We start from the raw sequence: 11790 nt of genomic DNA, 5'->3' as shown, positions 1-11790 counted from the left end.
GCGGCACATCATCGAAGGGCTGACCCAAGGTGGCATCAAAGAATGAGCGGTATCAAGGAATGAAAGGACGATCGTGAAAGACCTGGAAGTCGGGTGCCAGACCTTTACCTGGGAAATGCTCGGAGACCGTTTTACAGGTGGTCCCGACGATCTCTTGAAAGCGATCGCCGACGGCGGTTATGCCGGCATCGAGATCACCGACACGATGATCGGCCGCTATGTCGGCAGGCCGGCGGATTTCGCCGCCGCGCTGAAATCGGCCGGGCTGACCCTCGTCGCCTTCGCCTTCGGCTCGAAGAGCGGTTTTACGCTCAAGGATCAGATCGGCGCCGACCTTGAGACCGCCAGGCGCTGGATCGATTTCGCCGCCGCCTTTCCAGGCGCGCTGGTCTCGATGGGCTCGGCCACCGTCGTGTCGGAAGGCCCGCGCGACGACAAATTCGCCATCGCGGCCGAGGTCTACAACAGGGCCGGCGAACTCGGGCGCAAGGCCGGCGTCGACATCGCCGTCCATCCCAGTTCCCACCACAACACGCTGCTGTTCGACCGTGCCGACTACGACCGGATTTTCGCACTGATCGATCCGTCGCTCGTCGGCTGGGTGCCCGACACCGGCCACATCTTGCGCGGCCATAAAGACATGATCGACACGCTCACCACATATCGGGACCGCATCCGCTATATCCACCTGAAGGACGTCGATGCCAGCGGCACCTGGGCCATGCTCGGCAAAGGCGTTTGCGATACCCAAGCTGTGATCGACATCGCCCGTGCGGCGCCACATTTCAACGGCTGGCTGGTGCTGGAAGAGGAATCCGAGACCGCCGCCACCGATCCGGCGGCCGCGGTCAAGACCAACCGCCAGACCATGCGCGGCTACGGCGTGTGAGGAAGAGACCATGATTCGAAAGCAAGACCGTCGCCTTCGTGTCGGCGTGCTCGGCTGCGGGCCGATCGCGCAATTCGCCCATCTCGAATCCTGCGTAAAGGCCGGGAATGCCGACCTCTATGCGATCTGCGATGCCGCCCCCGACCTGCTGGCGCGCATGGGCGCGACTTATGAACCCGAAAAGATGTATGGCGACTACGATGAGATGCTCGCCGACCCGCAACTGGAGGCGGTGATCGTCGCGACCTCCGACGCCTACCACGTTCCGATGTCGATCAAGGCGCTCGAGGCCGGCAAGCACGTGCTGTGCGAGAAGCCGATCGGCGTCTCGGTCGAAGAGGGCGAGATGCTCGCCGATGCAGTCAAGCGCTCCGGCAAGGTGCTGCAGGTTGGCCACATGAAGCGCTTCGACCCGGCGCTGGAAGCGGCGCGCGATTTCGTCCGCGACGAGATCGGCGAGATCCTGGCGCTAAAAGCCTGGTATTGCGATTCTACCCACCGCTATACCAACACCGACGCGGTCCAGCCGTTGCCCGTCACCAGCAAGCTGGCGCGCAAACCGGGCGGCAATCCGAAGGCCGACCTCAGGCAGTATTTCATGCTCGCGCACGGCTCGCACCTCGTCGACACCGCGCGCTTCCTGTGCGGCGAGATCGTCGCGGTACGCGCCCGCCTCAACGAGCGTTTCGGCGCCTATTGCTGGTTCGTCGAAACCGAGTTCGCCAACGGTGCCCTTGGCCATCTCGACCTCACCGTGGCTATCCGCATGGACTGGCACGAGGGCTTCCAGCTCTATGGCGAAAACGGCTCGGTAATCGCCAAGACCTTCAATCCCTGGTACTTCCGCGCCAGTGAGGTCGACATCTTTCACGAGAAGGATGCGACGTCGCGCAAGCCGCTCGGCGCGGACGGTCATTTCTTCAGGCGGCAGCTCGAAGGCCTCGCCGAGATAATCCTTGATGGCAAGCCAATGCGCGGCGCCAACGTCGAGGACGGCCTTGCCTCGATCCGGACAATGGTGGCGATCGCCCGTTCGGTCGAAAGCGGTGATCGCGTCGAGATCGCCAGCGTCACGGGAGCGGTCTGATGCAGATCGGGGTGTTCGCCAAGACCTTCCCGGGCAGCGAACCGGCCGGCGTACTGGCAGCGGTCCGCGACGCGGGATTTGCCGTCACCCAGTTCAACCTGGCCTGCGCCGGCCTGCCGTCGATGCCCGATGCGGTGCCGGAAGACGCCATTCATGCCATCGCGGCCGCGTCGAACGCTTCCGGTGTCGCCCTGGCAGCGCTCTCGGGCACCTACAACATGGCCCATCCGGACAGGACTGTGCGCGACGACGGCCTGCGCCGGCTTGGCGTGGTCATCGAGACCGCGGCAGACCTTTCCGTTCCGCTCGTCACGCTCTGCACGGGTACACGCAACCGCGACGACCAATGGACACACCACCCCGACAATACCGATCCCTCGGCATGGGCCGACGTGGCAAGCGAGATGGAAAAGGCGCTTGATCTCGCCGAACGTCACGGTATCGACCTCGGCATCGAGCCCGAACACGCCAACATCGTCACCTCGGCGTCGGATGCGATGCGCCTCATTGCAGAGATGGGCTCGAAACGGCTGCGCATCGTGCTCGATCCGGCGAACCTGTTCGAGCAGGCGAGCCCCGAGGAAGCACGCGCCATCGTCGCCGCTGCGGTCGAGACCACGGCCGGCCATGTCGCCATGGCCCACGCCAAGGACCGTTTCGCTGACGGCCGCTTCGCTACGGCCGGCCGGGGTGTCGTCGACTTTGCGGATTTCGTCGCCAGGGTGAAAGCATCGGGCTTTGACGGGCCGCTGGTCACGCATGGCCTCTCGGCCGAAGAGGCACCCAGCGTTGCCCGCTTCCTCAAAGGGCTGGTGTGATGGCGCGCCTGACTACGCTGCTTCGCGATGACGCCGCGCTCCAGGTCTCCGACCAAGGCGACGGGCTTGCGGTCGTCTTTCAGCACGGGCTGGGCGGTGGCGAGGCGCAGGTCGCCCAGGCCTTTCCTTCCGGGACGGGGTTGCGGCGGATCACGCTGGAATGCCGCGGACACGGCGCCTCCGGACTGGGCAGCCGCCGTCCGTTTTCCCTGAGCATGTTCGCGGACGATGTTGTTGCCGCCGCCGATCAGGCCGGCCTCGACCGTTTCATCGCCGGCGGCATTTCCATGGGCGCGGCGATCGCAATGCGCCTGGCCTGCCGTCATCCAGACCGCGTCGCTGGCCTGCTGCTGGTGCGGCCAGCCTGGATTTTCGACAGCGCGCCGGGCAATCTGCAGCCGATCGCCGAGGTAGCCGGCCTGATCCTTGACCACGGACCCGACAAGGCCAGGACGATTTTCGCGCAATCGGAAACCGCCGCACGCCTGCAGCGTGAAGCACCCGACAATCTCGCCTCGCTGTTCGGCTATTTCGACCGGCCGGACGCCCCGTCATTCGCGCAGGTCCTCGCCGACATTGCCGCGGACGGCCCGGGCGTTTCGGCGACTGACGCCGCAGCGCTTGGCATCCCCACGCTGGTCATCGGCAACGCCGTGGATGCGGTGCATCCGCTCTCGGCGGCCCATGCGCTCGCCGCAACCATTCCCGGCGCGGCCTTTGCCGAAATCCATCCCAAGGCGCTCGACAGCGTCAGGCATTTCGCCGAGCTGCAGGCTGAGGTCACGACCTTCCTTCACGCCCACTTCAACTTCCGGAGCCTCATTCCGTCATGACGACCAATTCCTTGTCCGGTCCCGACGCCATCGCCGCCCTGCCGCGCAACCGGCTGCTCGGCGAATTTTCCTTGTGGTCGGCCGACCTGGCCAATATGGAGCGCGACCTGCAGCGCATAGATCCCTTTGTCGACCTCCACCACATCGACGTCGCGGACGCCCGCTTCACCCCCGGCTTCCTGTTTTTCCCGGATCTGGTGGCGCGGATCGCCGGGCTGACGGCAAGGCCGATCCATGTGCACCTGATGGTCGAAGCCGAGATCGTGGAGGAGCAGACGCGCCAGTTCATCCAAGCCGGCGCCGACCTGGTCAGCGTCCATGCCGAAAACGGCGAAGCCGGCCTGCGCGCCGTGCGGCTGGCGCATGAGCTCGGCGCCGAGGCCGGCGTGGTGCTCAGGCTGGAGACGCCGGTGGCTGCGGTCATGCCGTTCCTGCCCGAAGTGGCGTTCGTGACACTTCTCGGCACATCCATCGGCGTCAAGGGCCAGAGCCTTTCCGAGCAGGCCTGCCCACGCCTGATCGAGGCGCGCACACTGATGCGGCAGGCCGGGCGGGAGGCCGACATCGTCCTGGCTGCCGACGGCGGCATCCGCCACGAGACGGTGCCGCGCCTGCGCGCCGCCGGGGCCGAAACGGTGGTGCTCGGATCGCTGGCATTCGGCGACCCCGACCTCGCGCAGCGAATGGCCTGGCTGCATGGGCTGAAGGTCGCCGCCTGATGACAAGACTGGCCCTCGCCTTCGATCTCGGCGGAACGGAGCTGCGCGGTGCGCTGGTCGAGAGCGGCGGCCGCGTCGTCGCGCAGGTTTCGGCACCGACGATGGCGACCGCGGGATCGGATGCGGTGATCGGCCAGATCATCGCACTGGCCGGGGCTCTTCTGACACAGCGCCCACCGGCGGATGTCGTCGGCATCGGGATCGGCGCGCCGGGTCCGCTCGATCCCAAAGCCGGGATCGTGATCGCACCGCCGACGCTGGCCGGCTGGCACGATGTGCCGTTGATCGACATTCTCGGCAAGCATTTCGGCCTGCCGGTGCGGCTGGAAAACGACGCCAATGCGGCCGCCCTTGGCGAATGGCGCTTCGGCGCCGGCCAAGGCACCGGATCCCTGGTGTTCGTCACCGTATCGACCGGCATCGGCGGCGGCGTCGTCGCCAACGGCCACATCTATCATGGCCGGCGCGGGCTTGCCGCCGAGATCGGTCACATCACCATCACCGGCGAGGGCGACCGCTGCTTCTGCGGCGCTGTCGGCTGTTTCGAGGCGGTCGCCTCCGGAACCGCGCTCGGGCGGCGTGCCACGGCGCTGACAGCGCCAGGCGACGGCTCCCTGCTCAGGCGCCTTTCGGCCGACGGCGACGTTTCGGCCAGGCACGTCGTCGAGGCCGCACGTACCGGCGATATCAGTGCGCTCGAGCTGATCGAGGCGGAAGCCAGGTGGCTCGGCATCGGCTTCACCAACCTGCTTCACCTCTATTCGCCGGACGTGATCGTCATGGGCGGCGGCCTTGCCAACGGTTTCGACCTGTTGGCTCCAACCATCAGGGCGACCGTCGAGCAGCGGGCCATGCCGGCCTACCGGGACGTGCCGATCGTGCCGGCGCAGCTTGGCGACCGCGCCGGACTGATCGGCGCGGCCAGCCTGATCCTGTGGGAAGGCGAACCGGGCGTATCTAACTGACCAGCGGCCGAATGCGCTTCGGTGCAAAGCCTTGAGATGCCGGCGAGACAGCGCCCCCTCTGTCCTGCCGGACATCTCCCCCTCAAGGGGGGAGATCAGCTCTCATCTCGACTTTCGCCAATCTCCAACATCGCAGGAGTGAGCGCAGCGCCGAAGCCGCAATCTCCCCCCTTGAGGGGGAGATGTCCGGCAGGACAGAGGGGGGCGCGAAGGATCGCTACAGTCTTCATTCTGCGCCGCTGCATCGCCCGACTGAGCTGGCGATCGCCGCAGCCTGCCTACTTCCCGCAATGGTGATCATTGATCTTGTTCAACGCATTCGCGTCGGGTCCGACCCTGTGGTAGGAGCAGGCTCCGGCGGCTGTCGTGAACAACTGCTGGTCATAGTAGCGCGGGCCGCCGAACAGGATGTCGATGATGTCGCCTTCGGCGGGAACGTAGCGTTCAGGGTCAGCCCGTTGGTCGCGACTTCCAGCGAAGGCCGCGGCGGATATGCTGCAGCCCATTGTGAACGCGATAGCGCGGATCGCAAAGCGTTTTGTCGTCATCGGCAACACCCTCTGGCCGTTCGGGTTCCCACCATACATCCAAAATCGCCAGCCGAGCAAAAGTTCCCTGAACTGCACTCTGGCCAACCAGCTCAACCTGTTTCTCGACCAAGCTGGTCACCACCGGCATCGTCTACAACAGCAAGGCGCCCCTCGTGCCGGCGAGCGGGGAGGATCTCACCAAGGTGGCTTCGCCCGCCCTGCGCGGCAATCTATCCCGCGATCTCCAGCAAGGACGATACCAGCAACTGGCGTTCGTCGACCGAAAGAACATCCGAATCGAACAGGTTCATGCTGCGAAGTCCTTCGATGGCGAGGTAGCAGACCAGCAGCGCCTTGAGGTCCGGGGTCTCTCCCTTGAGCCGCTCGAAAACCTGCCGCCTGAACGATTTTATTGGGGTCAGGAAATCGGGATCCTCGGCGATCGCCGAAAATATCCAGGAAGCCGACGGTTTCGATTCCTCCGCATGTTCGGCTGAAAGCTTGATGTAAGTCGCAAGCGGGCTTTCGCCGCTGGCGCCGGCCGTGCGGGCGGCCTCCAGCGCGTGTCCGAACTCGCGCAGGTAATCCTCCACCAGCGCCTGCATCAGTTTCGCCTTGGTCGGGAAATTGTACAGCAAGCCGCCTTTCGACACGCCGGCGCGATTGGCAACTGCATCCAGCGACAGGCTGCCGGGACCCGTCTCGCGCGCCACATCGGCGGCGGCGGCGAGAATCTTCTCACGCGAATTTGCTCTGCGGGCCTTCATCAATCGTTCCCCATACATTAGCTTACGCGGAATTGACAAGACCGTCCAGACGGTACAGTAAGATCGCCGTCATTTGAAATCGGGACCAGTCACAGGTATGTGTTTCGGTCATCCGACCGTTATGCCGGGCCATGGCCAAGGGGACTGTTCGTGATCAAGCGTTTCATCATTGCCTTCATTCTGCTCGTGCTGGTGTGCGGCGGCATCGTCGGCTTCAATTTGTTCCGCGACAATGCAATGCAGCAATTCTTCGCCACGATGAAGCCGCCGGCCGCGACCGTGTCGACGACAATCGTCAAGCCGACGAGTTGGACGCCGGGCGTCGAGGCGATCGGCACTGTGAGTGCGGTCCGCGGCGTCGACCTGGCCGTCGAAGCCGCCGGCATCGTCAAGGATATCCTGTTTCACGCAAATCAGAAGGTTGAAGCCAACGCGGGTCTCCTTCAGCTTGACGATGCCGCCGAGCGCGCCGATCTCGAAGCGACGAAGGCGCAAGCAGCGCTCGACCAGACGGCGTTGACACGCGCCCTTGAACTGCAGAAACGCGGTGTCGGCTCGGAATCGACGCTCGACTCGGCGCGGGCAGCCGCATCGGCTTCCGCTTCGCAGGTCAACAGGCTGCAGGCGGTGCTCGAGCAGAAGCTGCTGACCGCGCCCTTCAGCGGCACGGTGGGTATCCCCAGGATTGACCTCGGCCAGTATCTCACACCCGGCACTTCCGTAGCGACACTGCAGGATCTGGAGACGATGCGGGCCGATTTCTCGGTTCCCGAACAGCAGCTTCCGCTGCTCAAGATCGGCCAGAAGGTGCGGCTGGGCGTCGGTGACGGCGAGTTGCCGTTCACCGGCACCATTCGCGGTATCGACCCGAAGATCGACCCGGCCAGCCGGCTGGTGACGGTCAGGGCCGAGGTCGCCAACCCCGAAGCCAAGCTGACCCCCGGCCAGTTCGTGCAGGTGCGCGTCGAACTGCCCGAGGAAAACAACGTGCTGACGGTGCCGCAGACCGCGCTGACCTCCAGCCTCTACGGCGACTTCGTCTTCGTGGTGCGTCCGGCAAAGCCAGCTGCGGCCGACGGCGCCGCCCCTGCTGCTGCGGCGGAGCCGCAAGAAAAGCCGGCCACGGACCCCGCGGCCGAAGCGCCCGCGGCAAAACCCGAGGAAGAACCGGCTGCTGCGCCGGCCGCACCGACGGCGGAAGAGCAGAAGCCGCAGCTCGTGCTCGCCCAGGTGTTCGTCAAGCCAGGCCGCCGCAACGCCGGCCTGGCTGAGATCCTGGAAGGCATCGCTCCCGGCGACGAAGTCGTTACCGCCGGCCAGAACCGCCTCTCCAACGGCATGTCCGTTGCCGTCGACAACACGATCGATCCGACCAAGCCGGCAAACCAGCAGGCAGCCCAGAAATGAGCTTCTCCGACATCTTCATCCGCCGTCCGGTCCTTACGACCGTGCTCGCCTTGATGATCCTGCTACTGGGTTTCCAGGGCATCTTCAGCCTCTCGATCCGGCAGTATCCGGAGGTCGAAGAAACGGCCATCACGATCACCACGGCCTATCCCGGCGCCAGCGCCGACCTGATTCAGGGGTTCATTTCCGCGCCGATCGCCCGTGCCGTCGCTTCGACCGAAAACATCGATTACGTCACGTCGGCGAGCCGGCCGTCCTCAAGCACCGTGACGGTGCAGATGAAACTCGGCTCCAACCCCGACGTCGCGCTGAACGAAGTCTTGTCGAAGGTACAAAGCGTGCGCGGCGACCTGCCGGACGAGTCCGAAGACCCGGTGATCGTCAAGGGCACCGGCGAGCAGTTCGCGATGATGTATATCTCGATGCAGAATCCGAACATGACGCCGGAACAGCTCACCGAATATATCGAGCGCGTCGTGCGGCCTCGCATGTCGACGGTCGAGGGTGTCGCCGACGTGCAGATCTTCGGCGCCGCCGAATATTCGATGCGCGTCTGGATCGACCCGATCAAACTGGCGGCGCGCGGCGTGACGGCGTCGGAAGTGCTGACCGCCATCAACGCATCGAATTTCCTGTCAGCACCCGGCAACACCGAAAACGAATACGTCGCCTCCTCGATCACCGTCCGCTCGACGCTGCAGACGCCGGAGGCTTTCGCCGCTCTTCCGCTTCGTTCGACAGATGGCAATGTGGTGAGATTGCGCGACGTGGCGCGCGTCGAGCTTGCCGCGGCGAACACCGACACCAGGGTCACTTTCAACGGCAAGCCCGGCATCTTTCTCGCCATTTTCCCGACGCCGGCCGCCAATCCGCTGACGACGGCGGAGGCGATCCACGAAATCGTGCCGACGATCCAGGAGACTCTGCCGCAAGGCATGACGATCGAGATCGTCTACGATTCGACCGAGCAGATCAGCGCGTCGATCGAGGAAGTGTTCAAGACCATCGGCGAGGCGGTCGTCATCGTCATCGTCGTCATCCTGCTCTTCCTCGGCTCCTTCCGCTCGGTGCTGATGCCGATCGTGACCATTCCGCTGTCGCTGATTGGCGTCTGTTTCCTGCTGTTTTCGCTGGGCTATTCGATCAACCTTTTGTCGTTGCTGGCCATGGTGCTGGCGATCGGCCTCGTCGTTGACGATGCCATCGTGGTGGTGGAGAACATTCACCGCCATATGGAGGAAGACGGTTTGTCGCCGATGCAGGCGGCCTTCAACGGCATGCGGGAGATCTCGTCCGCCGTCATCGCCATGACAATAACGCTGGCCGCCGTGTTCGCGCCATTGGCCTTCACCGGCGGCCTGACCGGCGCACTGTTTCGCGAATTCGCGGTGACGCTTGCCGGCTCGGTGGTGCTTTCGGGTGTCGTTGCCCTCACCGTCACGCCGATGATGTCGGCACGCATCCTGAGGGCCGGCTCGCACAGCCGCTTCCAGCGTATTGTCGACAGCACGTTCGGGCGCGTCGAAAACATTTATGAGCGGCTGGTCAGCGGCTCGTTGAAATATCGCCCGGTGACGCTGATGATCGTCATCGCACTGGTGGCCACGACCGGCTTCATGTTCACCAAGACCGCCAGCGAACTGGCGCCGGAAGAAGACCAGGGCTTCTTGCTGTCTATTGTGAACGCGCCGCGCTATGCGACGTCGGACTACACCGAGACCTATGTGAACCAGATTCTCGGGCTGGTGAATAATATCCCCGAAACCAGGGCGCGATTCTCCGCCGTCGCGTTCCAAGGCCCGACGAACAACGCCTTCGTCGGCTTCGCATTCAAGGACTGGGCCGACCGCACGCGCAGCTCGAAGGAACTCCAGGAAGACATCACGGGTCGCCTCAGCAAGGTTGCGGGCGTCGAAGCTTTCGTCTTCGCACCGCCGACGCTGCCCGGCTCCGGCGGCGGCCTGCCGATCACGATGGTGGTGCGCTCGACCGGAGAGGCCTCCCAGGTGTATGAGGCGGCCGAGGACATCAAGAACAAGGCGCAGGCCTCCGGTCGTTTCCTCGCCGTGCAGAATTCGATGTCCTTCGACGCGCCGCAGGTGACGGTGACGATCGACCGCGACCGCGCCGCAGCACTCAACCTGCCGATCGCCGACATCGGCCGGACGCTCACCCTCTTGGTCGGTGGCGCTGAAGTGGCGCAATTCGACCGCGAATCCAACAGCTACGACATCATCCCGCAGGTGCCGCAGAACTTCCGCGACAACCCTGAAAAGCTGGCCGAGTATTTCGTGCGCAGCGCGTCGGGCGAGATGGTGCCGCTCTCGGCGGTGGTAAAGATCTCGACCAATGCCTCGCCGGCCGTGATCGAGCAGTTCAACCAATTGAACTCCGCCACGATTTCCGCTCTGCCATTGCCCACCGTCACCACCGGCGACGGGCTGAAGACCATTGAGGATATCGCCAGGGAAAGCCTGCCCGATACGTTCTTCATCGACTATACCGGCCAGTCGCGGCAGGAGAAGGAACAGGGCTACACGATCATCATCGCCTTCGCGGCAGCCGTTCTGGTCATCTATCTGGTGCTGGCGGCGCAATTCGAAAGTTTTCGCGATCCGTTGATCATCATGATGTCGGTGCCGCTGTCGATCTTCGGCGCGATCGTGCCGCTCAATCTGGGGCTGGGAACGCTCAATATCTACACGCAAGTCGGCCTGATCACGCTGATCGGTCTGATCACCAAGCACGGCATTCTTCTGGTCGAATTCGCCAACCAGCAGCGTGAAATCCATGGGATGCGGCGGCGCGATGCGATCGTCGCCTCGGCCAGGGTGCGGCTAAGGCCGATCCTGATGACGACGGCTGCAATGGCGCTCGGCGTGGTGCCGCTGATCATCTCCAGCGGCGCGGGTGCGGCGGCGCGCTATTCGATGGGCCTGGTGATCTTCACCGGCATCCTGGTGGGGACCATGTTCACCCTGTTCGTGGTGCCGATGTTCTACACCTTCATAGCCAGCAAGGACCTGCCGCATCACGCCGAGAAGCCGGACCCGAAGCTGATGCCGGTGCCGGTTGATTGATTGACAGAAAAGGCCGGAAATTTCCGGCCTTTCTCTTGGGCAGTGATATCCGACCCGGAATGTATTTATACCCGCAGGCGGATCATCTTTGGTTATCTATTTGAGGATGACGATCCGGGTGTTGGCCGGACCGAAAATCTCGACAAGCTGGTAGAAATCGGCGGCGTTGTCCGGATGCAGCCGCACGCAGCCATGCGAGGCCGGCTGGCCGAGGCGCTTGACGAAATTGGTCGCATGAACGGCGTAGCCACCCTTGAAGAACACCGAATGCGGCATCGGCGCGTTGTCGTATTTCCTCGAATACCACATTTGATGCATACGGGTCGGCTTGAACGAGCCGGTCGGGGTGACATGCCCCCTGGCGCCGGTCGAGACCTTCCACGCGAAGGTCGGCCGCCCGTCGACCAGGACATGCATCGTCTGCTGCGAAAGCGAAATGCGCGCCACGATCTGATTGGCGGCCCGATTGGCGGCATGGGCGACGCCATTACCGGCGCCGAACAGAAGAACCGCACTCGTGAGGGCGGCGGCAGCGATGTTGATGAGCTTGGCAGAAATGGCAGTGTACATGATAGCCCCCGTCTGCCGGACATGGCCGGCTCCAATTCGATGACCGGCTTATCGTCGGGTCACGTTTCGAATTGATTTCGCGTGGCAGACGTTTCTGTTTCGAATCTGCTTCCTCTGATTAACGG

General features: G+C 64.0%; 11 protein-coding genes. 8 read left to right on the top strand and 3 right to left on the bottom strand.

Annotated elements, in window-relative coordinates; translation table 11 throughout:
* Positions 1 to 115 precede the first annotated feature (115 nt).
* Genes NKH36_RS30775 through NKH36_RS30750 form a run of 6 tightly spaced genes read left to right on the top strand, consistent with a single transcriptional unit; the run spans position 116 to position 5311 of the window.
* The gene (locus NKH36_RS30775) at positions 116 to 889 is read left to right on the top strand and encodes a sugar phosphate isomerase/epimerase family protein (protein ID WP_352964701.1); all 774 of its coding nucleotides are present in this window, start codon (positions 116 to 118) and stop codon (positions 887 to 889) included.
* Between the two features lie 10 nt (positions 890 to 899).
* Positions 900 to 1976 (top strand): Gfo/Idh/MocA family protein, encoded by a 1077-nt coding sequence (locus NKH36_RS30770; RefSeq protein WP_352964666.1) that lies wholly within the window; start codon positions 900 to 902, stop codon positions 1974 to 1976.
* Positions 1976 to 2794 (top strand): sugar phosphate isomerase/epimerase family protein, encoded by an 819-nt coding sequence (locus NKH36_RS30765; RefSeq protein ID WP_352964668.1) that lies wholly within the window; start codon positions 1976 to 1978, stop codon positions 2792 to 2794. Before NKH36_RS30770 ends, NKH36_RS30765 begins: the two co-directional genes overlap by 1 nt.
* Positions 2794 to 3627: an alpha/beta fold hydrolase gene (locus tag NKH36_RS30760; protein WP_352964671.1), complete on the top strand. Its 834-nt coding sequence runs from the start codon at positions 2794 to 2796 to the stop codon at positions 3625 to 3627. The genes NKH36_RS30765 and NKH36_RS30760 overlap by 1 nt, the downstream gene beginning before the upstream one ends.
* Entirely contained in the window at positions 3624 to 4346 is a 723-nt protein-coding gene (locus NKH36_RS30755; protein ID WP_352964674.1) for a ribulose-phosphate 3-epimerase, read from the top strand. The genes NKH36_RS30760 and NKH36_RS30755 overlap by 4 nt, the downstream gene beginning before the upstream one ends.
* Positions 4346 to 5311 carry an ROK family protein gene (locus tag NKH36_RS30750; protein WP_352965775.1) on the top strand — a complete coding sequence of 322 codons (966 nt, stop codon included), beginning with the start codon at positions 4346 to 4348 and terminating at the stop codon, positions 5309 to 5311. The genes NKH36_RS30755 and NKH36_RS30750 overlap by 1 nt, the downstream gene beginning before the upstream one ends.
* A gap of 278 nt (positions 5312 to 5589) precedes the next feature.
* On the opposite strand, the gene NKH36_RS30745 is transcribed toward NKH36_RS30750, so the two are convergent.
* Both NKH36_RS30745 and NKH36_RS30740 read right to left on the bottom strand, forming a co-directional pair.
* On the bottom strand, positions 5590 to 5859 hold the full coding sequence (locus tag NKH36_RS30745) for a hypothetical protein (RefSeq protein ID WP_352964679.1): 270 nt from the start codon (positions 5857 to 5859) through the stop codon (positions 5590 to 5592).
* 212 nt (positions 5860 to 6071) lie between these two features.
* Entirely contained in the window at positions 6072 to 6608 is a 537-nt protein-coding gene (locus NKH36_RS30740) for a TetR/AcrR family transcriptional regulator (RefSeq protein WP_352964682.1), read from the bottom strand.
* A 150-nt stretch (positions 6609 to 6758) separates the two neighbouring features.
* Here NKH36_RS30740 and NKH36_RS30735 point away from each other — a divergent pair, with 150 nt between their 5' ends.
* Complete coding sequence (locus tag NKH36_RS30735) at positions 6759 to 8015, top strand: efflux RND transporter periplasmic adaptor subunit (RefSeq protein ID WP_502912148.1); 1257 nt, start codon at positions 6759 to 6761, stop codon at positions 8013 to 8015.
* A complete protein-coding gene (locus NKH36_RS30730) occupies positions 8012 to 11095 on the top strand; it encodes an efflux RND transporter permease subunit (RefSeq protein WP_352964685.1) in 3084 nt (1027 codons plus the stop codon). Before NKH36_RS30735 ends, NKH36_RS30730 begins: the two co-directional genes overlap by 4 nt.
* Positions 11096 to 11191: 96 nt before the next feature.
* On the opposite strand, the gene NKH36_RS30725 is transcribed toward NKH36_RS30730, so the two are convergent.
* Positions 11192 to 11665 (bottom strand): L,D-transpeptidase, encoded by a 474-nt coding sequence (locus tag NKH36_RS30725; RefSeq protein ID WP_352964687.1) that lies wholly within the window; start codon positions 11663 to 11665, stop codon positions 11192 to 11194.
* Between the last annotated feature and the right edge of the window lie 125 nt (positions 11666 to 11790).

It is taken from the genome of Mesorhizobium sp. M1312 (assembly GCF_040318115.1).
GTDB lineage: Bacteria > Pseudomonadota > Alphaproteobacteria > Rhizobiales > Rhizobiaceae > Mesorhizobium.
This window is presented reverse-complemented; position numbering and strand designations above follow the sequence as displayed.